At 30.3% G+C, this 18,955-nt stretch carries 32 protein-coding genes; 1 reads left to right on the forward strand and 31 read right to left on the reverse strand.

Annotated elements, in window-relative coordinates:
- Nucleotide 1: 1 nt before the first annotated feature.
- A complete protein-coding gene (gene mgtE / locus ACTT9P_RS05060; protein ID WP_440909606.1) occupies nucleotides 2-1,375 on the reverse strand; it encodes a magnesium transporter in 1,374 nt (457 codons plus the stop codon).
- A gap of 61 nt (nucleotides 1,376-1,436) precedes the next feature.
- On the opposite strand from mgtE, the gene lipB reads away from it, so the two are divergent.
- A complete protein-coding gene (gene lipB, locus ACTT9P_RS05065; RefSeq protein WP_440909607.1) occupies nucleotides 1,437-2,066 on the forward strand; it encodes a lipoyl(octanoyl) transferase LipB in 630 nt (209 codons plus the stop codon).
- Here lipB and ACTT9P_RS05070 read toward each other — a convergent pair.
- From ACTT9P_RS05070 to rpsL, 30 genes are read right to left on the reverse strand one after another with little or no spacing between them, the layout of a single operon-like run.
- Nucleotides 2,035-2,952, reverse strand: coding sequence for an RluA family pseudouridine synthase (locus ACTT9P_RS05070; protein ID WP_440909608.1), 918 nt, complete (start codon nucleotides 2,950-2,952; stop codon nucleotides 2,035-2,037). The genes lipB and ACTT9P_RS05070 overlap by 32 nt on opposite strands.
- Nucleotides 2,953-2,973: 21 nt before the next feature.
- Nucleotides 2,974-3,417 (reverse strand): 50S ribosomal protein L17, encoded by a 444-nt coding sequence (gene rplQ, locus ACTT9P_RS05075; protein WP_440909609.1) that lies wholly within the window; start codon nucleotides 3,415-3,417, stop codon nucleotides 2,974-2,976.
- Between the two features lie 4 nt (nucleotides 3,418-3,421).
- The gene (locus ACTT9P_RS05080; RefSeq protein ID WP_440909610.1) at nucleotides 3,422-4,450 is read right to left on the reverse strand and encodes a DNA-directed RNA polymerase subunit alpha; all 1,029 of its coding nucleotides are present in this window, start codon (nucleotides 4,448-4,450) and stop codon (nucleotides 3,422-3,424) included.
- Nucleotides 4,450-4,899 (reverse strand): 30S ribosomal protein S11, encoded by a 450-nt coding sequence (gene rpsK, locus ACTT9P_RS05085; protein ID WP_440909611.1) that lies wholly within the window; start codon nucleotides 4,897-4,899, stop codon nucleotides 4,450-4,452. The genes ACTT9P_RS05080 and rpsK overlap by 1 nt, the downstream gene beginning before the upstream one ends.
- A gap of 2 nt (nucleotides 4,900-4,901) precedes the next feature.
- On the reverse strand, nucleotides 4,902-5,285 hold the full coding sequence (gene rpsM / locus ACTT9P_RS05090) for a 30S ribosomal protein S13 (RefSeq protein WP_440909612.1): 384 nt from the start codon (nucleotides 5,283-5,285) through the stop codon (nucleotides 4,902-4,904).
- Between the two features lie 54 nt (nucleotides 5,286-5,339).
- Nucleotides 5,340-5,981 (reverse strand): adenylate kinase, encoded by a 642-nt coding sequence (locus tag ACTT9P_RS05095; RefSeq protein WP_440909613.1) that lies wholly within the window; start codon nucleotides 5,979-5,981, stop codon nucleotides 5,340-5,342.
- 2 nt (nucleotides 5,982-5,983) lie between these two features.
- On the reverse strand, nucleotides 5,984-7,267 hold the full coding sequence (gene secY / locus ACTT9P_RS05100) for a preprotein translocase subunit SecY (protein WP_440909614.1): 1,284 nt from the start codon (nucleotides 7,265-7,267) through the stop codon (nucleotides 5,984-5,986).
- 10 nt (nucleotides 7,268-7,277) lie between these two features.
- The gene (rplO, locus tag ACTT9P_RS05105; RefSeq protein WP_440909615.1) at nucleotides 7,278-7,730 is read right to left on the reverse strand and encodes a 50S ribosomal protein L15; all 453 of its coding nucleotides are present in this window, start codon (nucleotides 7,728-7,730) and stop codon (nucleotides 7,278-7,280) included.
- Nucleotides 7,730-8,245: a 30S ribosomal protein S5 gene (gene rpsE, locus ACTT9P_RS05110; protein ID WP_440909616.1), complete on the reverse strand. Its 516-nt coding sequence runs from the start codon at nucleotides 8,243-8,245 to the stop codon at nucleotides 7,730-7,732. The genes rplO and rpsE overlap by 1 nt, the downstream gene beginning before the upstream one ends.
- Before the next feature lie 2 nt (nucleotides 8,246-8,247).
- Nucleotides 8,248-8,604 carry a 50S ribosomal protein L18 gene (gene rplR, locus ACTT9P_RS05115; protein WP_440909617.1) on the reverse strand — a complete coding sequence of 119 codons (357 nt, stop codon included), beginning with the start codon at nucleotides 8,602-8,604 and terminating at the stop codon, nucleotides 8,248-8,250.
- Nucleotides 8,604-9,143 (reverse strand): 50S ribosomal protein L6, encoded by a 540-nt coding sequence (gene rplF, locus ACTT9P_RS05120; protein ID WP_440909618.1) that lies wholly within the window; start codon nucleotides 9,141-9,143, stop codon nucleotides 8,604-8,606. The genes rplR and rplF overlap by 1 nt, the downstream gene beginning before the upstream one ends.
- Nucleotides 9,143-9,538 (reverse strand): 30S ribosomal protein S8, encoded by a 396-nt coding sequence (gene rpsH / locus ACTT9P_RS05125; protein ID WP_440909619.1) that lies wholly within the window; start codon nucleotides 9,536-9,538, stop codon nucleotides 9,143-9,145. The genes rplF and rpsH overlap by 1 nt, the downstream gene beginning before the upstream one ends.
- Nucleotides 9,539-9,548: 10 nt before the next feature.
- Complete coding sequence (gene rpsN / locus ACTT9P_RS05130; protein ID WP_440909620.1) at nucleotides 9,549-9,854, reverse strand: 30S ribosomal protein S14; 306 nt, start codon at nucleotides 9,852-9,854, stop codon at nucleotides 9,549-9,551.
- 1 nt (nucleotide 9,855) lies between these two features.
- The gene (rplE, locus tag ACTT9P_RS05135; protein ID WP_440909621.1) at nucleotides 9,856-10,410 is read right to left on the reverse strand and encodes a 50S ribosomal protein L5; all 555 of its coding nucleotides are present in this window, start codon (nucleotides 10,408-10,410) and stop codon (nucleotides 9,856-9,858) included.
- A gap of 2 nt (nucleotides 10,411-10,412) precedes the next feature.
- The gene (rplX, locus tag ACTT9P_RS05140) at nucleotides 10,413-10,661 is read right to left on the reverse strand and encodes a 50S ribosomal protein L24 (protein ID WP_440909622.1); all 249 of its coding nucleotides are present in this window, start codon (nucleotides 10,659-10,661) and stop codon (nucleotides 10,413-10,415) included.
- Complete coding sequence (gene rplN, locus ACTT9P_RS05145) at nucleotides 10,662-11,030, reverse strand: 50S ribosomal protein L14 (RefSeq protein ID WP_014953350.1); 369 nt, start codon at nucleotides 11,028-11,030, stop codon at nucleotides 10,662-10,664.
- Nucleotides 11,030-11,266 carry a 30S ribosomal protein S17 gene (gene rpsQ / locus ACTT9P_RS05150; protein ID WP_440909623.1) on the reverse strand — a complete coding sequence of 79 codons (237 nt, stop codon included), beginning with the start codon at nucleotides 11,264-11,266 and terminating at the stop codon, nucleotides 11,030-11,032. The genes rplN and rpsQ overlap by 1 nt, the downstream gene beginning before the upstream one ends.
- Nucleotides 11,259-11,450 carry a 50S ribosomal protein L29 gene (gene rpmC, locus ACTT9P_RS05155; RefSeq protein ID WP_440909624.1) on the reverse strand — a complete coding sequence of 64 codons (192 nt, stop codon included), beginning with the start codon at nucleotides 11,448-11,450 and terminating at the stop codon, nucleotides 11,259-11,261. The genes rpsQ and rpmC overlap by 8 nt, the downstream gene beginning before the upstream one ends.
- The gene (gene rplP / locus ACTT9P_RS05160; protein ID WP_440909625.1) at nucleotides 11,451-11,861 is read right to left on the reverse strand and encodes a 50S ribosomal protein L16; all 411 of its coding nucleotides are present in this window, start codon (nucleotides 11,859-11,861) and stop codon (nucleotides 11,451-11,453) included.
- Entirely contained in the window at nucleotides 11,861-12,541 is a 681-nt protein-coding gene (rpsC, locus tag ACTT9P_RS05165) for a 30S ribosomal protein S3 (protein ID WP_440909626.1), read from the reverse strand. Before rpsC ends, rplP begins: the two co-directional genes overlap by 1 nt.
- Nucleotides 12,525-12,923, reverse strand: coding sequence for a 50S ribosomal protein L22 (gene rplV, locus ACTT9P_RS05170; protein WP_440909627.1), 399 nt, complete (start codon nucleotides 12,921-12,923; stop codon nucleotides 12,525-12,527). The genes rpsC and rplV overlap by 17 nt, the downstream gene beginning before the upstream one ends.
- 2 nt (nucleotides 12,924-12,925) lie before the next feature.
- The gene (gene rpsS / locus ACTT9P_RS05175) at nucleotides 12,926-13,219 is read right to left on the reverse strand and encodes a 30S ribosomal protein S19 (protein ID WP_440909628.1); all 294 of its coding nucleotides are present in this window, start codon (nucleotides 13,217-13,219) and stop codon (nucleotides 12,926-12,928) included.
- 6 nt (nucleotides 13,220-13,225) lie between these two features.
- On the reverse strand, nucleotides 13,226-14,059 hold the full coding sequence (gene rplB, locus ACTT9P_RS05180) for a 50S ribosomal protein L2 (RefSeq protein ID WP_440909629.1): 834 nt from the start codon (nucleotides 14,057-14,059) through the stop codon (nucleotides 13,226-13,228).
- Nucleotide 14,060: 1 nt separating this feature from the next.
- Complete coding sequence (gene rplW / locus ACTT9P_RS05185; protein WP_440909630.1) at nucleotides 14,061-14,354, reverse strand: 50S ribosomal protein L23; 294 nt, start codon at nucleotides 14,352-14,354, stop codon at nucleotides 14,061-14,063.
- Nucleotides 14,354-14,977: a 50S ribosomal protein L4 gene (gene rplD, locus ACTT9P_RS05190; protein ID WP_440909631.1), complete on the reverse strand. Its 624-nt coding sequence runs from the start codon at nucleotides 14,975-14,977 to the stop codon at nucleotides 14,354-14,356. Before rplD ends, rplW begins: the two co-directional genes overlap by 1 nt.
- Nucleotides 14,977-15,687 carry a 50S ribosomal protein L3 gene (gene rplC / locus ACTT9P_RS05195; protein ID WP_440909632.1) on the reverse strand — a complete coding sequence of 237 codons (711 nt, stop codon included), beginning with the start codon at nucleotides 15,685-15,687 and terminating at the stop codon, nucleotides 14,977-14,979. The genes rplD and rplC overlap by 1 nt, the downstream gene beginning before the upstream one ends.
- Entirely contained in the window at nucleotides 15,687-15,995 is a 309-nt protein-coding gene (gene rpsJ / locus ACTT9P_RS05200) for a 30S ribosomal protein S10 (protein WP_008546080.1), read from the reverse strand. The genes rplC and rpsJ overlap by 1 nt, the downstream gene beginning before the upstream one ends.
- Before the next feature lies 1 nt (nucleotide 15,996).
- A complete protein-coding gene (gene fusA, locus ACTT9P_RS05205) occupies nucleotides 15,997-18,075 on the reverse strand; it encodes an elongation factor G (RefSeq protein ID WP_440909633.1) in 2,079 nt (692 codons plus the stop codon).
- Nucleotides 18,076-18,079: 4 nt separating this feature from the next.
- On the reverse strand, nucleotides 18,080-18,550 hold the full coding sequence (gene rpsG, locus ACTT9P_RS05210; protein ID WP_440909634.1) for a 30S ribosomal protein S7: 471 nt from the start codon (nucleotides 18,548-18,550) through the stop codon (nucleotides 18,080-18,082).
- Between the two features lie 5 nt (nucleotides 18,551-18,555).
- Nucleotides 18,556-18,927 carry a 30S ribosomal protein S12 gene (gene rpsL / locus ACTT9P_RS05215; protein WP_440909635.1) on the reverse strand — a complete coding sequence of 124 codons (372 nt, stop codon included), beginning with the start codon at nucleotides 18,925-18,927 and terminating at the stop codon, nucleotides 18,556-18,558.
- Between the last annotated feature and the right edge of the window lie 28 nt (nucleotides 18,928-18,955).

Below are 18,955 nucleotides of genomic sequence, written 5' to 3' on the forward strand. Positions count from 1 at the left end.
TTTAAAGAAAATAGGCACCGACACCTAGAAAAGACACAAATCCAATAACATCTGTGATTGTTGTAACAAATACACTTGAAGCAATTGCCGGATCAATATTTAATCTTTTTAATGTTACTGGTATTAGAATACCAAAGAGACCAGCTATAATCATTGTTAAAATCATAGAGATTGAAATTATTAAAGATAATTGACTATCTTGAAACCAAATCTGAACTATAATTGAACTAATTATAGCAAAAATTATTCCATTAAGTACACCAATATTAAATTCTTTAAATATATTTTGATTAAAATTATTTTTTGTAAGATCGTTTGTAGCTAACGATCTAACGGTAACTGCAAGAGTTTGCATACCTGCATTACCACCCATTGATGCAACTATTGGCATTAGAAAAGCTAAAACAACCATTTGTTCTATTGTTGCGCCAAAAAGACTAATGCACCATGTTGCTAAAAAAGCTGTAAATAAATTTAATAGAAGCCAATTGAATCTTCTTTTTGTTTTAGTTATAACTCCGTCAGTAATTTCCTCATCGCCAACTCCAGCCAATCTTAGTGCATCTTCTTCTGCTTCTTCTTTTAATACAGTAAGAACATCGTCTGATGTAATCATTCCAACAAGTTTATCTGTCTTGTCTACTACACAAGCTGAGTTTAAACTATAGTTTTCAAATAAATTTCCAACCTCTTCTCTATCCATGTCAACTGGGACTAAAAAGGGTGAATCAATCATTATTGAAACCATCTTTGCATCTCTTGGTGTTCTTAAAACTTTAGACGATGGAACGACACCAATTGGTTTAAAATTTTCATCTACAATAAAAATTTCTAAAAATTCTTCAGGAAGATCTTTATTTTCTCTTAGATAATCAATTGTCTGTCCAACAGACCAATTACTTGGTATTGCTGTAAATTCTCGTTGCATTATTCTGGCAGCACTATCTTCTGGATAACTCAAGCCTTCAAGTAAAGCAAATCTGTCTTTGGGTGGTAGTGCAGATAAAATTGTATTTTTATCTTTTTCATCTACATTTTCTAAAACCATAATTGCATCATCAGAGTCTAAATTTTTTAAAATGCTTACAATTGAATCTGAAGAAAGATATTTGATTATTTCAGATTGAACAGACTCATTAAGCTCAATAAAAACATCTGGGTCAATTTTAAAGTTATTTAATTTAATTAAACTTTCTCTGTCGTTTAAGCTTAAATGTTCAATTATATCTGCAGCATCAGCAGGGTGCATTTCTTTAAAAGAATTTGTGATAAATAAAGCATCGTTTGATGCTATTTTTTCGGTGACAACTTTAATATATTCTTTATTAAATTCAAAATTGACTGTTTTGTCTTTAATTTTTTTATTCAAAGTCATAAAATTACCTATTACATTGCACGGACCTTTTAATATAATTAAAAAAGATTACAATTTATTAATGAAAATAGAGATCAAAAAGTCAATAAAACCAATAGATTATAATTTTGCATTATCATTTTTAGAACAAAGGTTGGAAAAAATTCATAAAAACGAATGTAATGAATTAATCTGGATATTAGAACATAATGATATCTATACAGCTGGAACAAGCGCAAAGGAAAGTGAAGTTTTAAATAAAAAAATAAATTTATTCCACACAAATAGAGGTGGAAAAATTACATATCATGGAAAAGGTCAGTTGATTTTTTATTTTGTCATTGATTTAAGAAAAAGAAAAAAAGACATTAGAAAATTTATTTCAATAATTGAAAAAACAATTATTGAAACAATAAGTGAATATAAGATTGAAGTTTTTGCCGATAAAAAAAATATTGGTATTTGGTATAAAGAAAATAATTCAATCAATAAGATTGCGGCTATAGGAGTTAGAATAAAAAAATGGATTGCTTATCATGGATTTTCTTTAAATATAGATTGTGATTTAAAAAATTATGAAAATATTATTCCCTGTGGAATATCGGATAAGGGAGTTACAAATTTAAGCAAAATAAAAAAATCTAATTTTGATAGTATAGAAGATAAGCTAATAAAAAAATTTATTTTGAATTTGGAAAGTTTAAACGTTTAGTTTTTAACATTTCATTAAAATATTTTGGCAACAATGCTCTATAAGTATATTTTTTATCATTAATCATAAATCTAATTTGATAGGCATGAAGCATTAGATTTTTATTTTTTGAATTATTGATCAATTTATTTGAATATTTCTTGTCCCCATAAATTGAATGTCCTGCAGCATAAAGTTGTTTTCTAAGTTGATGTTTCCTTCCAGTAATGGGTTTCATTTCTACAAATGAACAATTGGAATTTTTATCTAATACTTTATAGCTTGTTCTTGCTTCTTCTATTAATTTTTTTCCATTATCATATCTAATGAGTTTATCATTCCATTCACCTGAATTTTTTTCTACTTCACCATGGCAAATTGCTAAATATGTTTTATGGACTTTTCTTAATCTAAAAAGTGAGGTTAAAAGTTGAGCTGTTTCTCTATTTTTAGCGATTAAAAATACACCGGAAGTTTCTTTATCTAATCTATGAACAGAATAAGGTTTTTCATTTCTGAATATTTCACTTTGAGCAAAAATATCTATTAGATTTTTTTTTGATTTAGTTCCTCCTTGAACAGAAATTCCTGCGCTTTTGTTTAAAACTACAAAATTTTCATTATTATCAATAATTAAATCTTCATTTTCTTTTATTATTTTATTTGTAGGTTGGAAATTTACTTTTTTGTTTATAATTTTTTCTTTAAAATCAAAATTATATAAATCAATCTTATCATTTTTATTTAATTTAAAAGAGCTTTTTACTTTTTTTTGATTTACTTTTATTTTGCCATTTCTTAATGATTTCTCAATGAGAGATTGGGGCATTTTACAAATTTTAAATCTAAGCCATCTATCAATACGCATTTGAGAGCACGTTTCGTCAACGTTAAACGACTTTATCATTTTATGGATGTTATATTAAAATTAGCCTGTTGCTAATTGTTTTTCTTCAACTTTATTTTTTTCTGTGGAAGTGTCTTTTTTCTTTTTATCAACTCTTTTAGCTTCAACATCTCTATCTACAAATTCAATTATTGCCATTGGCGCATTATCACCATATCTAAAACCCGCTTTAATAATTCTAGTATAGCCACCTTTTCTGTTTTCATATCTTTTCGATAAAGTTTTTTTGACTTTATTTGCAGATTTTACGTCTTGTAATTGTGAAACCAACATCTTTGTATTGTGTAAAGTATCTTTTTTACCCAACGTAATAATTTTATCTGCTTGTGGTTTTAAAAATTTAGCTTTTGGTAATGTAGTTTTAATTTGCTCATATTTAATTAAAGAATTAAGCATATTTTTTAATAAAGCTTTTCTGTGCTCTGAAGTTCTATTTAGTTTTTTGTTTACTAAACCGTGTCTCATTTAATTATATAGCTTCCTCAAGTTTTTTTGACATTTCTGCAATATTGTCTGGTGGCCAATTTGGTATTTCCATACCTAAATATAAAGACATTCCGGTTAGAACTTCTTTTATTTCATTTAAAGATTTTCGTCCAAAATTAGGTGTTCTTAACATTTCACCTTCTGATTTCTGAACCAAATCCCCAATATAAATTATATTATCATTTTTTAGACAGTTCATTGATCTAACAGATAACTCTAATTCATCTACTTTTCTTAGTAGATTTTTATTAAATTCAGGTTCAGTAGACACTTCTTTAACAGGTGCTTCAACCGGCTCATCAAAATTAATAAACATTTTCAATTGATCTTGAAATATCCTAGCTGAATAAGCTACCGCGTCTTCTGCTGAGATTGACCCATTTGTCTCCACTTGCATAGTAAGTTTATCGTAGTCTAAGGCTTTCCCTTCTCTTGCTGTACTTACAGAATATGAAACTTTTTTGACAGGACTATATAAAGAATCTATAGCAATTAATCCTAATGGTGGTTCCTCAGGTTTGTTTAACTCTGCAGGGACATAGCCTTTACCTGTGTTTAAATTCATTTCCATGTGAAAGTTTGTATTTTCATCTAAATTGCAAATTACTAAGTCTGGGTTTAGAATTTCAACATCAGCTACAGAAGTTATATCTGAAGCTTTAATTTCACCAGGTCCTTTAGCATCTAAAACTAATTTCTTAGTACCTTCAGATGCACATTTTAATGCTAAAGATTTAACATTTAAAACTATATCCGTTACATCTTCTCTTACTCCTTTGATTGAAGTAAATTCATGTAACACACCATCAATTTGAATTGATGTTACAGCTGCACCTCTTATTGATGATAATAAAATTCTTCTTAAAGAATTTCCCAATGTTAAACCATAACCTTTTTCTAAAGGTTCAGCAACAATTGTGGCTTGTGTTAAATCATCGTTCATTTTAACGTCAAGCTTGGTTGGTTTGATCAATGATTTCCAATTCTTAACATTTACATTTTCAGTTTCCATTAAACTCTCCTTTTCTTAGGTGGTCTAGTACCATTGTGTGGCATTGGTGTAGTATCTTTAATTGATAAAATTTTGAAACCTCTTGCTTGTAATGCTCTTAAAGCCGTTTCTCTTCCAGAGCCTGGACCTTTAACTTCTACAGATAATGTTTTCATTCCATACTCTAGTGCTTTAGATGCAGCTGTATCTGCTGCAACTTGAGCAGCATAGGGTGTTGATTTTCTTGAACCTTTAAATCCTTTTGATCCTGCAGAAGACCAGGAAATTACATTTCCGTTAGTATCTGCTATTGAAACTATAGTATTATTAAAAGTTGATTGCACATACGCAATTCCATTTAGAATATTTTTTTTAATTTTTTTCTTTTTTGAATATGAGCTTTTATTAGATTTTTTTGAGGATTTCTCAACCTTCTGATCTTTATTTTCAGTTTTATCTGTTTTAGCCATTTCTATTTTTTAGTTGGTGTTAATTTTTTACCAGCAATTGCTATTGCTTTACCTTTTCTAGTTCTCGCATTACATCTTGTTCTTTGACCTCTCACGGGTAATTTTTTTCTATGTCGTGATCCTCTGTAGCAAGCTAAATCAATTAGTCTTTTAATGCTAAGCGAATAATCTCTTCTTAAATCACCTTCAACTTTAAAATTTTGATCGATGTATTCTCTTATTTTTAATATTTCATCATCAGTTAATTCATTTATTCTTTTTTCTCTTGGTATTTCCAACGATGAACAGATTTGATTTGAAAATTTGTTTCCTATACCATAAATATAAGTAAGTCCTATATGGACGAGTTTGTTTTGTGGAATATTAATACCTGCGATACGAGCCATAGTTCTGTGATAAATTGTAGCCTTTATATAAGAAGATCTCTCAAAGTCAACTTCTTATACCCTGATAATATTGTTAATTTTGTCAAATATTTCCTCAATTTTTAAGGTCCCATCAACCTCTTCTATGGATAATGAGTTAGACAGAAAATCTAGCACTGGTTTAGTTGTCGATATGTATTTATCATAACGATTTAAAATTGTCTCTAAATTGTCATCTTTCCGTTTAATTAAATGTTCTCCCTTGCAAGAAAGTGAATTGATCTTCTCTTTGTCAAAATATTCATTAAGGGTAATATTGCATTTTTCACAAGTAACCCTGCCAGCTATTCTTTTTTGAATTATTTCCCTTGGTACATTAAGAGAGATTACACAATGAATCTTTTGATGAAAATCTTCCATGATTTTAATCAATTCTTCTGATTGACCGATTGTTCTTGGATAACCATCAAAAATTATCTTATTTTTGTCTTTTAAACTTGAAATTTTTTTTTTTAATAATTCAGTGACAATTTCATCAGAAACAAACTCACCTTTTGAAATTAAGCTTTCAATTTTGATACCTAAATCAGTTTTTTTTTTGGCTTCGTTTCTTAATAAGTCTCCAGTAGAAATTTGGCAATAATTGTGTTGTTCAACTAGTATTTGAGCTTGTGTTCCTTTACCTGCTCCAGGAGGACCAAATAAAACTATATTCACTTTTATCTATTTCCAAATTTAGTTTTTTTGATTAATTGCTCATATTGTGAGCTCATCAATCTAGTTTGAATTTGTGTAACAGTATCAATAGCTACAACTACTACAATCAAAACAGACGTACCACCCAAGTAAAAAGGTATTGGGTAATTTGCAATTAAAAATTCGGGCATTAAGCAAACTAAGGTTAAATACAACGCACCAATTGTAGTAAGTTTAGTTAGAATATTTTCTATATAGATAGCTGTACTTTCGCCTGGTCTTATTCCTGGGACAAAGCCTCCATATTTTCTTAGATTCTCTGCAGTCTCCACAGGATTAAATGTTATTGAAGTATAAAAAAAAGTAAAAAATATTATACCAGAAGCATATAGTAACATGTAAAGAGGTTGTCCTTGAGTGAAATAAGAACTAATATTTAAAAAAGTTTCGTTATCTGAAAAATTAAAATTAGAGAATGTTACTGGCAAAAGTAATAAAGCTGATGCAAAAATCGCTGGAATAACTCCTGCTTGATTTATTTTTAATGGAAGATGAGAGGACTCTCCACCATATAATTTATTCCCCATCTGTCTTTTAGGATAATTAATTAAAATTTTTCTTAAAGCTCTTTCCATAAAAACAATAAATAATATTGTTAAAATTAATAGAACAAAAATTGCTAAAATCATTACTGTTGAAACTGCGCCTGTTCTTCCTAATTCAAAAGTAGTAACTAAAGCTCTTGGAATTTCCGCAACGATACCAGCAAAAATTATTAAAGAAATACCATTTCCAATTCCTCTTTGAGTAATTTGCTCACCTAACCACATTAAAAAAATTGTACCAGCAACTATAGTAGTAACTGTAGAAATCTTAAAAAAAACTCCTGGATTAATCACTAAATTAGCTGAAGACTCTAAACCAACTGCTAATCCATATCCTTGAACGGTTGCTAGTAAAACAGTTCCATATCTTGTGATTTGAGTTATTTTTGCTCTGCCAATTTCTCCCTGTGCTTTTAAATTTTTAAAATAATCAGAAACACCTGTTAAGAGTTGAACTATAATAGAAGAAGATATGTATGGCATAATTCCTAATGCAAATATTGCCATTCTGCTTACCGCTCCTCCTGCAAAAACATTGAACATACCAAGCAATCCTTTTTGGTTACCATCCATTAATATTTTTAATTGTTCAGGGTCGATACCTGGTAGAGGTACGAAAGTACCAAATCTATAAACTGTTAGTATGAAAATAGTAAAGATAATTCTATTTTTAAGATCTGCTGTAGAAGAAGTAGAGCTCATTTATATTTAACTACTTTTTCAATTGGATTGAGCCACCAATTTTTTCTAATTTCGTTAATGCTGATTTAGAAGCTAAGTCTGCTTCAATATTAATTTTTTCTTTTATTTCACCTGTACCTAAAATTTTCAATTTTTTTGAATTCTTATTGATTAATTTTAGTTTCTTTAATGTATCTGCATTTAAAATTTCTGATGTTTTAATACTTTTTTTATCAATATATGATTGGATTTTTTCCAGATTTAAAATTGCAATCTCTTCTTTTGAAATTGTGTTAAATCCTCTTTTAGGAAGTCTTCTATATAATGGCATTTGGCCACCTTCAAAACTTTTGATCGCAACACCTGATCTTGATTTTTGACCTTTTATACCTCTACCAGATGTTTTGCCTTTTCCAGACCCTATACCTCTTCCTACTCTAATTTTAGATTTATTAATTTTAACTTTTGTATTTAATGTGGTCATTATCCTCTTTTTTCAATTATCTCTGATATTTTTTTATTTCTAATAGCTGAAATTTGTTTAGGTGAAGTTTGTTTCATAAGAGCTTTCATTGTAGCTCTAATAACGTTGTGTGCATTAGAAGTTCCCATTGATTTAGCAACAATATCCTTAACGCCTAATACTTCACACACAGCTCTAACTGGTCCTCCAGCTATAATACCTGTACCTTTTGAAGCAGCTCTTAAAACAATTCTACCTGAACCATCTTTTGCTTTTACATCATGATGAATAGTTCTTCCCTCTCTCAAAGGTATTTGAATAAGTTTTCTTCTTGCCATTTCATTTGCTTTTTTAATTGCATCAGGAACTTGTTTTGCCTTTGCATGAGCAATACCAATTCTTCCTGCTTGATTACCTACTACAACTAAAGCTGAAAAACCAAATCTTCGACCACCCTTAACAACTTTTGTGATCCTATTGATATGAACAAGTTTTTCTAAGATATCGTCAGTTTTTTTATCTTTATTATTTTCCATAATTAAAATTCCATTCCATTTTTACGTAAAGTCTCAGCAAACACCTTAACTCTTCCATGATATTTATAAATTCCTCTGTCAAAGAAAATTTTTGTAATTTTTTTCTCCTGAGCCTTTTTAGCTAATTTCTCAGCAACAATTTCTGATAATTTAGATTTATTTACTTTCTCTGCTGACTTAATATCTTTTTCAACAGATGAAGCAGATAATAAAGTAATATTCTTTGTGTCATCGATTATTTGAGCAGATATATTTTTTGCAGATCTGAAAATACTTAATCTATATCTATCTTTTGATGCAACTTTTTTAACTTTGTTGCTAACTCTAAATTTTTTTCTAGTGCTCGTATTTATTTTCATTACTTTTTCTTTCCTTCTTTTTTCAACACATATTGACCTTTTTCTCTGATACCTTTTCCTTTGTAAGGTTCAATTTTTCTTAAGGTTTTAATTTTTGAAGCGACTAAACCAACTTGTTGCTTATCTGAACCTGTGATTTTTAAAGTAGTTTGTTTTTCTACTGCAATTTTAATTCCTTCAGGAATATCAAAATCAATATCATGACTATAACCTAATTGTAGATTTAATTGGTTACCTTTTAACGCTGCACGATATCCAACACCTACTAACTCTAGTATCTTCTCATATCCCGTGCTTGAACCAATTACAGCATTATTTATTAAGCTTCTGTTCATACCCCATAATCTTTTTGTATTTTGATCAATTTTTTTTGGTTTTATAGAAATTTCCTTTCCCTCTTTAATGTCCAAGTTAAATATATCTAAATCTATTCCAATTGATTTTTTTCCAAGAGGTCCTTCAATATTCAAATTACTTCCAGCCAATGCTACTTTAACTTTTTCTGGGATAGCTATATTTATTTTACCAATTTTAGACATTAAAATACCTTACAGATTATTTCTCCACCAACTCTTTGTTTTCTTGCATCTAGATCAGTCATTACGCCCTTTGGTGTAGAGATAATTGCAATTCCTAATCCATTGTTAATCTTTGGTAAGCCTTCTGCACTAGAAAAAATTCTTCTTCCGGGTTTTGAAACTCTTTCGAAAGTGCTTATTACTGGACTACCTGAATGATATTTTAACTCTAAAGATAAAACAGCTTTATTATTTTCGCTATTTACTTTGAAATCTTTAATAAAACCCTCATTCTTCAAAATGTCTGCAATTTTTGTTTTAAAATTAGAAGAAGGTAACTCTACTTTTTTATGATTTCTTGCTTGAGCATTTTTTACTCTAGCTATCATATCTCCAATTGGATCACTTAAACTCATATATTCCTTTCTACCAACTCGACTTTACTAATCCTGGTATTTTGCCTTGTAACCCTAACTGTCTCAAAGCAATCCTGGATATTTTTAATTTTCTATATACACCATGTGGTCTGCCTGTAATTTGACATCTATTCATTACTCTAATTTTGGCAGAATTACGTGGTAATTTTGACAGTTTCTGTTGAGCTTTAAATCTTTCTTCAAATGGTAATTTTTTATCCATTACTATTTTCTTTAACTTTTCTCTCTTTTTGTAAAATTTATCAGAAAGTTTAATTCTCTTATTGTTTTTATTTATTGAGCTCAATTTAGCCATATTAATTGTCTCCTTTTTTAATAAATGGAAAATTCATTTTTTCTAAAAGTGCAAAGCTATGCTCTGGATTTTTTGAAGATATAGCTATTGTAATATCTAAACCTCTTACTTTATCAGCTCTATCAAAACTTACTTCGGGGAATATTATATGTTCTTTTATACCAAAAGTATAATTGCCTAATTTATCAAAACCTTTTGGTGACAAGCCTCTGAAGTCTTTAATTCTCGGAAGAGCGATATTTACTAATCTGTCTATAAATTCATACATTTTATTTTTTCTTAAAGTCACTTTCAAACCAGCATTTGAACCTTTTCTTGTTTTAAAATTAGCAACAGACTTCTTAAATTTTGTAATTACCGGTTTTTGACCTGTAATTTTTGCCATATCTTCTTCACAAGATTTTAAAATCTTGCTATCACTTCCATCCAGACCTAATCCCATATTTAAAACAACTTTTTCTATTTTTGGACCCATATACAAATTTTTGAGACCAAATTGATCTTTAAGGGCAGGTTGAATTTCTTTGAAATAAATTTCTTTTAATCTTGGTGCCATAATTATTTCTTAGCCTCTTTTTTTGTAGCTTTTGCTTTATCCTCAACTAGTTTTAAATTAGAAATATGAATAAAGCTCTCCTTGGATACTATTCCACCTTTTTTCTCTTTTGTTGTTTTGACGTGCTTTTTAACCATATTTATATCTTTAACTTTAGCTCTGTTGAGGGATCTATCAATTTCTATAACTTCACCCTCTTTTTTTTTGTCTTTTCCAGTCAGTACAACCACTTTTAAACCTTTTTTAATCATCTATAAAACCTCTGGAGCCAATGAAATAATTTTCATCTGACCTCTTGTTCTTAATTCTCTTGTAACTGGACCAAAAATCCTTGTTCCAACTGGTTCACCTTTATCATCTACTAACACAGCAGCATTATTATCAAATCTTACTTTAGAACCATCATCTCTATGAATACCTTTTTTTACTCTAACAACTACAGCTTTATGAACCGACCCTTTCTTGACTTTACCTTTAGGAATAGCCTCTTTTACTGCAATCACGATTGTATCTCCAATGCTTGCATATCTTCTTTTCGAACCACCCAAAACTTTAATACACTCTATTCTTTTAGCACCGGTATTATCTGCAACTTGTAACTCTGTTTGAACTTGTATCATTACTTTGTGTTCTCCATTACTTCAAATTTCTTATTTTTTGAATAAGGTTTGCTTTCAATTATTGAAACTTTATCTCCATTTTTAAACTTATTATTTTCATCATGTGCATTGTATTTCTTTCTTACTCTAACAACTTTTTTTAAAACTGGGTGAGAGTATTTTCTTTCAACCATTACAGTTATTGTTTTGTTAGGTTTATCGCTTACAACCACACCTGTTAAAATTTTCTTAGGCATTATTTTTTCCTTTTAAAATTGTTTTTAATCTAGCTATTGTTTTCTTAGTCTCACCTATCTTTGCAGGGTTTGTTACCTGAGAATTCATCTTTTGAAATCTAAAGTTAAATAAATCTTTTTTAAACTTATCTATGTTCTTGATTACTTCATCTTTAGTCATTTTTTTAATCTCAGTTTTCTTCATTTACGCAAACCTTTTAATCGTTTTTGTTTTAATTGGTAATTTAGCAGATGCCTTATATAAAGCTTCTTTAGCTATTTGTTCAGAAACTCCATCCACTTCAAATAAGATTCTTCCTGGTTTAACTCTGCATGCATAATATTCAGGTGACCCTTTACCTTTTCCCATTCTAACTTCGATAGGCTTTTTTGAAACAGGAATATTAGGGAATACTCTTGTCCAAACTCTACCTTGTCTTTTCATATGTCTTGTTAAAGCAACCCTAGCAGCTTCAATTTGTTTTCCAGTAATTCTCTCTGGTGATAATGCTTTCAAAGCAAATGCACCATAATTTATAAAGTTTGCTCTAGAAGCAGTTCCATGGATTCTACCTTTGTGCGCTTTTCTCCATTTTGTTCTAACTGGTTGTAACATTATTTGTTTGCCTCTTTTGGTGTTTCTTTGTTTGTTTCTTGACTAAATTCTCTTGCAAATACTTCACCTTTGTAAATCCATACTTTAATTCCAATTATTCCATAAGTTGTTAGCGCTTCAGCTTCAGCATAATCTATGTCTGCTCTTAAAGTGTGAGAAGGTATACTGCCATCTCTTAACCATTCTGTTCTAGCAATTTCATTTCCACCTAATCTACCACTTATTGAAACTTTAATTCCTTTAGCGCCTAATCTTAAACAAGATTGCATTGCTCTCTTCATTGCCCTTCTATATGAAATTCGTTTAACTAATTGTTGAGCAATGTTCTCTGCTACTAGATATGCGTTAGTCTCAGGTTTTTTCACCTCTTTGATATTAAGAGCTACTTCATTAGAAGTTATTTTCGATAAATTATTTTTAATCTTATCAATATCACTTCCCTTTTTACCTATTACAAAACCAGGTCTTGAAGTGTAGATGGTAACATAACATTTGTTTGAAGTTCTCTCGATCATTACTTTCGATACACCAGAATTTATTACATTTTTCTTGATGTATTCTCGGATTTTGAAATCTTCTATTAAATAATTACCAAAATCTTTCTTCTTAGCGTACCATACAGAGTCCCAGCCTCTGTTGACACCAAGTCTAAAACCTACTGGATTAACCTTTTGACCCATGACTCTCCATTTGTTTTGCTTCGCTTAATATAATTGTAACACTAGAATAAGGTTTTAAAATTGATGCTGCACGTCCCTTTGCTCTAGGTCTAAATCTTTTCATCGTAATTTTTTTTCCACAGTAGGCTTCTTTCACTATTAAGTTGTCAATATCATATTGAAAGTTGTTTTCAGCATTAGCAACTGCCGAACTAATTGTTTTTCTAATATCTCTTGTAATTCTTTTTTCAGAAAACTCCAAATCTCTAATAGCAACATCTACTTTTTTTCCAACAATACCTTTAAGTATAGGGTTCAGTTTTCTCACACTTGATCTAATATTGTTGTTAATTGACTTAACAATTTTATTAGTTTTATTTTGTGTTTTCTTTTTTTTGCTCATTTTTACTTTTTAGCCTCTGCTGGTTTCGCTTTTTTATCTGCAGGAGTATGACCAAAGAAAGTTCTTGTAGGTGCGAACTCACCAAGTTTGTGCCCCACCATATCCTCAGAAACAGTAATTGGAATAAATTTCTTACCGTTATAAATTAAAAAGCTAACTCCAACAAAATCAGGAATTATAGTTGATTTTCTTGACCACGTTTTTATAGGAATTTTTTTAGGATCAGCCTTATATTTGTCTACCTTTTTCATGAGGCTTTCTTCAACAAATGGACCTTTCCAAACTGCTCTTGCCATATAATGTTAATCCTTTCTCTTCTTTCTTCTTCTAACAATAAATTTGTCTGTTCTTTTATTGTCTCTTGTTTTTAATCCTTTAGCAGATTGACCTGTTGGTGACACTGGATGTCTTCCTCCAGCCGTTTTACCTTCACCACCTCCGTGTGGGTGATCAACTGGGTTTTTAACTACACCCCTTGTATGAGGTCTTCTACCTAACCATCTTGATCTTCCTGCTTTTCCAATTTTAATATTTTTTTGGTCTGGATTGCTTAAAATTCCAATTGTAGCTAATGCTCTTGAATCTATCTTTCTTACTTCACCTGATGCAAGTTTAATCAAACTATAATTACCATCAATACCACTGATAGTAACTGAAGTTCCTGCTGATCTAGCTAGTTTACCTCCAGCACCTGGTTGAATTTCAACATTATGAATATTTATTCCTACTGGTATATCTTGTAGTGGCATACAATTCCCAACTTTAATTTCTTTTTTAGAACCATTCTCAACAATATCACCAGCTTTAATTTTTTGGGGAGCTAAATAGTATGCGTGCGTGTTGTCTTGAAATTTTACTAGCATTATGTAGCAAGATCTATTTGGATCGTATTCAATTCTTTCAACAGTAGCTGGGATATCAAATTTTTTTCTATAAAAGTCTACATGTCTGTACATTTTTTTATGACCACCAGCCCTATTTATAGAAGTAATTCTTCCATTATTATTTCTGCCTTTCATTGCATTTTTAGGTGAAACTAATGATTTAAAAGGTTTACCTTTCCATAATTCAGATCTATCAACAAGGATTGTACCTCTTGTAGATTTTGTATACGGTTTAAATGTTTTTAATGCCATCTTATATTCCAGTTGTTAGATCAATACTTTGACCTTTTTTCAAAGTTATTATCGCTTTTTTAAAACCAGATACTTTAACTTTTCTTCCTCTAGAAAGTTTTCTTCTGTTTTGCTTATTAATAATGTTAATTTTTGTTACATTAACTTTAAATATTTTTTCAATATTTTTCTTTAAATTAATTTTATTTGCACTTGAAGGTACCTTAAATACAATCTTATTATGCTCAGATAAATTTGTAGATTTTTCAGTTACAACTGGAGATAAGATTTTATCGTATAAGTGTAATTTGCTCATTAACTATATCTCTTTTCTAATTCTTTTACTGAACTTTCCGTAAAAACAATTTTTTTAAATTTTACAACATCAAAAGCACTAAAATGATTTACATCTGTAACTTTGATATTTGGTATATTTCTTACTGATCTTTCAATTTTATCCTTTGAAGATTTGTCTAAAATTATTAATGAATTTGTAATGTCAAATTTTTTTACAATTTGGCTCATTTCCTTAGTTTTTTTAATTTCTGAATTAAAGTCGTTAAAAATTACCAAATTTTTATCTTTATTTTTTTCACTTAATAAAGATGCAATGCTTAATTTTTTTTCACTTTTATTTAATTTTCTTTTTTTATAAGCCAACTCACCCTTAGGTCCATGAGCAACACCACCTCCAACAAAAATTGGAGCTTTTCTTGAAGCGTGTCTTGCATTACCTGTGCCTTTTTGAGCATAAATTTTTGATGTAGGTCCCGATACCTCATTTTGTTGTTTTGTTTTCGCGTGTCGACCTTTGTAATTAGCATTTGTTTTATATAAAACTGCACTTACTAATTTTTTATTAATTTTTGCAGAAAAAACTTTATCTAAAACTTCAATAGAGTCTTTTTTACCGTCCAAACTATGTTTATCTAATTTCATTATTTTTTCTTCTTATCCGGTGTTTTTTTAGCTTCCTCTGCTGCAGCTATTTTTTCAGTAACAGTAAGTTTTTTAATACTTTTAACTGATTTTTTAACTAGTACCTCTGTATTTTTTGAACCAGGAATTGAGCCTTTTAAATAAAGCAACTCATTTTCTAAATCAGTTTTTATTATTTCTATATTTTGCATTGTTCTTAGCTTATCACCCATATGACCAGCCATTTTTTTTCCTTTAAATACTTTACCTGGATCTTGTCTTTGACCTGTAGATCCATGTGACCTATGTGATATCGATACACCGTGTGTAGCTCTTAAACCACCAAAGTTATGTCTTTTCATGGCTCCTGCAAAACCTTTACCGATAGTTTTTGATTTTGTGTCTACAAACTTAATATCTTTAAAAATTTCTAAACCAAATTCATTGCCTTCTTTATAATCCTCAGTTTTTGCTACTCTATATTCTTTTAATTTTTTCTTAGCTTCTGTATTCTTTTTTGCAAAGAACCCCTTCATAGCTTTTGTTAATTTTGAACTTTTAATTTTTCCATATCCAAGTTGAACAGCTTTATAACCTCTCTTTTCTTCTTCAATTACTTGTATAACTCTTGCTTTTTCCACCTTTAATACTGTAACTGGAACAAGTTGACCTGTTTTGTAGAACTCACGGGTCATACCAATTTTTTTACCAATTAAAGCTATTTCAGACATTAAATTTTTATCTCCACATCAACACCTGAGGCTAAATCTAATTTCATTAGAGCTTCAACAGTTTGTGGTGTTGGTTCTATTATATCGATTAATCTTTTATGGGTTCTAGACTCAAATTGTTCTCTGCTTTTCTTGTCTATGTGAGGTGATCTTAGTACAGTGTATCTCTCTATTCTTGTTGGTAATGGAATAGGTCCCTTTATCGTAGCTCCAGTTCTTTTCACAGTATTAACAATTTCTTCTGTAGAAGCGTCTAAGATTTTATTATCATACGCTCTTAGTTTAATTCTGATGTTTTGTTTTTCCATACTAACCAGCTACCTTTTTTGTTACTTCATCTTGTACATTTTGAGGTACTTTTGAATAATGATCAAAGAACATTGAGTATTGTGCTCTTCCTTGTGACATAGATCTCAAATTATTTATATAACCAAACATGTTAGCTAAAGGTACCATCGCAGTAATAACAGTTGCATTACCTCTTTGTTCTTGAGTGCTAATCTGACCTCTTCTGCTATTTAAATCTCCTATGACGTCACCCATGTAATCTTCAGGTGTCACAACTTCTACTCTCATTATTGGTTCTAATAATTTTAGACCACCTTGAGTACATGCTTCTTTGAAACATGATCTGCTTGCTAATTCAAAAGCTAAAACACTTGAATCAACATCGTGGTGTAATCCATCAACAATTGTTACTTTGTAATCAATCATTGGAAATCCTGCTAATATGCCTGAGTCTGAGACTGTCTCTATCCCTTTTTCTACACCAGGAATAAATTCTTTTGGAATAGCTCCACCTTTAATCGCACTTTCCACTAATCTGCCCTTACCAGGTTCTTGTGGTTCTACTAATAGTTTAACTTTAGCAAACTGACCTGCACCACCACTTTGCTTTTTGTGAATATATTCAAACTCAGCTGAGCTCTCAATTGTCTCCCTATACGCAACTTGAGGCGCACCTACATTAGCCTCAACTTTGAATTCTCTTTTCATACGATCAACGATTATATCTAAGTGTAGCTCACCCATACCTTTGATGATTGTTTGTCCCGACTCATCATCTGACGATACTCTGAAAGATGGATCTTCTTTTGCTAATCTTGCTAATGCTTCACCCATTTTTTCTTGGTCACCTTTTGTTTTAGGTTCCACAGCAATTTCAATAACTGGCTCTGGGAACTCCATAGGTTCAAGTAAAACTTGGTTATCTTTGTTACATAATGTATGACCTGTCATTGTATTTTTTAAACCAGCAAGTGAAACAATATCACCAGCATTTGCCTCTTTTATATCTTCTCTAGAATTAGCATGCATTAAAAGCATTCTTCCTACTCTTTCCTCTTTTTCAGAAGATGAGTTATAAACAGCTGTACCTGATTTAATTGTACCTGAGTAAATTCTTATAAATGTTAGAGATCCTACAAAAGGATCATTTGCAACTTTAAATGCTAGTGCAGAAAAAGGAGCGTTGTCATCAAACTTCATTTCAACTTCTTCATCTGAGCCTACTTTTGTTCCTTTAATTGAACCAATATCGACTGGACTTGGTAGATAATTTATTACAGCATCTAATAATGGCTGAACTCCTTTGTTTTTAAAAGCTGATCCAGTCAAAACTGGTACAAAGCTGAAGTTTAAAGTTCCTTTTCTAATACATTTTACTAAATCTTCTTCTTTAATTTCGTCACCATTTAAATAGCTTTCCATCAACTTTTCATCTTGCTCAACAGCCATCTCAACTAATTCAGTTCTATATTTATTTGAAATTTCTTTTAAGTCATCTGGGATTTCCTTGTATTCCCATTCTGCACCTAGAGCTTCGTTTTTCCAAACTTGGGCTTTCATCTTAACTAAATCTACAACACCTGATAAAGAAGCTTCTATTCCTATTGGAACTTGTAAAACTAATGGTTTAGCTCCCAATCTATCTTTAATCATGTCAACACATCTAAAAAAATCAGCGCCAGTTCTATCTAGTTTGTTTACGAAACAAATTCTCGGAACTTTATATTTATCAGCTTGTCTCCAAACTGTTTCTGATTGTGGCTCAACCCCTGCAACACCATCAAAAACTGCAACTGCACCATCTAAAACTTTTAATGATCTCTCAACTTCAATTGTAAAATCTACGTGGCCTGGTGTATCGATAATATTAATTCTATGATCTTGCCAAAAACAAGTTGTTGCTGCTGAAGTAATAGTTATACCTCTTTCTTGTTCTTGCTCCATCCAATCCATAGTTGCAGCACCATCATGCACTTCTCCAATTTTATGACTTTTACCTGTATAGTATAAAATTCTTTCAGTAGTAGTAGTTTTACCAGCATCTATGTGAGCCATGATACCTATGTTTCTATATTTATCTAATGTATGTGTTCTAGCCATTTAATTACCACCTAAAATGCGCAAAAGCCTTATTTGACTCTGCCATTTTATGAACATCCTCTCTTTTTTTAACTGCTGCACCTCTGTTTTCGTATGCATCATATAATTCATTAAAAATTTTATCAGACATATGTTTGTCTTTTCTTTTTCTTGCTGAATCCACTAACCATCTAATAGCTAAAGCTTGTGCTCTTTTGCTTTTTACCTCAACAGGAACTTGGTAAGTAGCACCACCAACTCTTCTAGATCTTACTTCAACAGTTGGTTTAATGTTATTGATTGCTTCGTTAAAAACATTGATTGGTTCTTCTTTTGATTTTGTTTTAATCTTATCGATCGCATCATACACGATTTTCTCAGCAACTCCTCTTTTACCATCATACATTATATTGTTTATTAATTTAGGTATTACTGTTGAATTGAACTTTGGATCTGGAACTATATTTTTTTTTGGCTGAGTTTTTTTTCTAGACATCTTTTTTATTTACCTTTTTTTGTTCCGTATAAAGATCTTCTTTTTTTTCTATTAGCAACACCTTGCGTATCAAGGTTTCCTCTTAAAATATGATATCTAACACCCGGTAAATCTTTTACTCTTCCGCCTCTAATTAAAACTACAGAGTGTTCTTGTAAATTATGTCCTTCACCAGGAATATAAGCTGTTACTTCAAATCCATTAGATAATCTTACTCTAGCGACTTTTCTTAAAGCTGAGTTAGGTTTTTTTGGTGTTGTTGTGTAAACTTTAACACAAACACCTCTTTTAAGAGGTTGCTTTTGTAAAGCTGGAACTTTATTCCTGTTAACTTGTTTAACTCTTTTTTTTCTTAACAACTGATTAATCGTTGGCATAAAATTTTAATAATTAATTATATTTTTG

The sequence above is a fragment of the Candidatus Pelagibacter sp. genome (assembly GCF_052048095.1).
GTDB lineage: Bacteria > Pseudomonadota > Alphaproteobacteria > Pelagibacterales > Pelagibacteraceae > Pelagibacter.

What these genes read in the sequence shown, in the direction of transcription:
- rplN (WP_014953350.1), bottom strand. Translation starts at nt 11,030, where the DNA reads ATGATACAAGTTCAAACAGAGTTACAAGTTGCAGATAATACCGGTGCT.
- rpsK (WP_440909611.1), bottom strand. Translation starts at nt 4,899, where the DNA reads ATGGCTAAAACAGATAAAACTGAAAATAAAGATCAGAAGGTTGAGAAA.
- rplE (WP_440909621.1), bottom strand. Translation starts at nt 10,410, where the DNA reads ATGGCACCAAGATTAAAAGAAATTTATTTCAAAGAAATTCAACCTGCC.
- rplQ (WP_440909609.1), bottom strand. Translation starts at nt 3,417, where the DNA reads ATGAGACACGGTTTAGTAAACAAAAAACTAAATAGAACTTCAGAGCAC.
- rpsC (WP_440909626.1), bottom strand. Translation starts at nt 12,541, where the DNA reads ATGGGTCAAAAGGTTAATCCAGTAGGTTTTAGACTTGGTGTCAACAGA.
- rplO (WP_440909615.1), bottom strand. Translation starts at nt 7,730, where the DNA reads ATGACCACATTAAATACAAAAGTTAAAATTAATAAATCTAAAATTAGA.
- rpsH (WP_440909619.1), bottom strand. Translation starts at nt 9,538, where the DNA reads ATGAGTTTAAGTGATCCAATTGGAGATATGATAGCTAGAGTAAAAAAT.
- fusA (WP_440909633.1), bottom strand. Translation starts at nt 18,075, where the DNA reads ATGGCTAGAACACATACATTAGATAAATATAGAAACATAGGTATCATG.
- rplP (WP_440909625.1), bottom strand. Translation starts at nt 11,861, where the DNA reads ATGTTACAACCAGTTAGAACAAAATGGAGAAAAGCGCACAAAGGTAGA.
- lipB (WP_440909607.1), top strand. Translation starts at nt 1,437, where the DNA reads ATGAAAATAGAGATCAAAAAGTCAATAAAACCAATAGATTATAATTTT.
- rpmC (WP_440909624.1), bottom strand. Translation starts at nt 11,450, where the DNA reads ATGAAGAAAACTGAGATTAAAAAAATGACTAAAGATGAAGTAATCAAG.
- rpsJ (WP_008546080.1), bottom strand. Translation starts at nt 15,995, where the DNA reads ATGGAAAAACAAAACATCAGAATTAAACTAAGAGCGTATGATAATAAA.
- rplC (WP_440909632.1), bottom strand. Translation starts at nt 15,687, where the DNA reads ATGTCTGAAATAGCTTTAATTGGTAAAAAAATTGGTATGACCCGTGAG.
- rplX (WP_440909622.1), bottom strand. Translation starts at nt 10,661, where the DNA reads ATGATTAAAAAAGGTTTAAAAGTGGTTGTACTGACTGGAAAAGACAAA.
- rplD (WP_440909631.1), bottom strand. Translation starts at nt 14,977, where the DNA reads ATGAAATTAGATAAACATAGTTTGGACGGTAAAAAAGACTCTATTGAA.
- rpsG (WP_440909634.1), bottom strand. Translation starts at nt 18,550, where the DNA reads ATGTCTAGAAAAAAAACTCAGCCAAAAAAAAATATAGTTCCAGATCCA.
- rpsQ (WP_440909623.1), bottom strand. Translation starts at nt 11,266, where the DNA reads ATGCCTAAGAAAATTTTAACAGGTGTGGTTGTAAGCGATAAACCTAAC.
- rpsL (WP_440909635.1), bottom strand. Translation starts at nt 18,927, where the DNA reads ATGCCAACGATTAATCAGTTGTTAAGAAAAAAAAGAGTTAAACAAGTT.
- rpsS (WP_440909628.1), bottom strand. Translation starts at nt 13,219, where the DNA reads ATGGCAAGAGCAGTTTGGAAAGGTCCATTTGTTGAAGAAAGCCTCATG.
- secY (WP_440909614.1), bottom strand. Translation starts at nt 7,267, where the DNA reads ATGAGCTCTACTTCTTCTACAGCAGATCTTAAAAATAGAATTATCTTT.
- mgtE (WP_440909606.1), bottom strand. Translation starts at nt 1,375, where the DNA reads ATGACTTTGAATAAAAAAATTAAAGACAAAACAGTCAATTTTGAATTT.
- rplB (WP_440909629.1), bottom strand. Translation starts at nt 14,059, where the DNA reads ATGGCATTAAAAACATTTAAACCGTATACAAAATCTACAAGAGGTACA.
- ACTT9P_RS05070 (WP_440909608.1), bottom strand. Translation starts at nt 2,952, where the DNA reads ATGATAAAGTCGTTTAACGTTGACGAAACGTGCTCTCAAATGCGTATT.
- rplR (WP_440909617.1), bottom strand. Translation starts at nt 8,604, where the DNA reads ATGAAAATAAATACGAGCACTAGAAAAAAATTTAGAGTTAGCAACAAA.
- rpsE (WP_440909616.1), bottom strand. Translation starts at nt 8,245, where the DNA reads ATGGAAAATAATAAAGATAAAAAAACTGACGATATCTTAGAAAAACTT.
- rpsM (WP_440909612.1), bottom strand. Translation starts at nt 5,285, where the DNA reads ATGGCTCGTATCGCAGGTATTAATATTCCACAAAACAAACTCGTCCAT.
- rplW (WP_440909630.1), bottom strand. Translation starts at nt 14,354, where the DNA reads ATGAGCAAATTACACTTATACGATAAAATCTTATCTCCAGTTGTAACT.
- rplV (WP_440909627.1), bottom strand. Translation starts at nt 12,923, where the DNA reads ATGAGCAAAAAAAAGAAAACACAAAATAAAACTAATAAAATTGTTAAG.
- ACTT9P_RS05080 (WP_440909610.1), bottom strand. Translation starts at nt 4,450, where the DNA reads ATGGAAACTGAAAATGTAAATGTTAAGAATTGGAAATCATTGATCAAA.
- rplF (WP_440909618.1), bottom strand. Translation starts at nt 9,143, where the DNA reads ATGTCTAAAATTGGTAAAATAAATATAGCTATCCCAGAAAAAGTTAAA.
- rpsN (WP_440909620.1), bottom strand. Translation starts at nt 9,854, where the DNA reads ATGGCTAAATTGAGCTCAATAAATAAAAACAATAAGAGAATTAAACTT.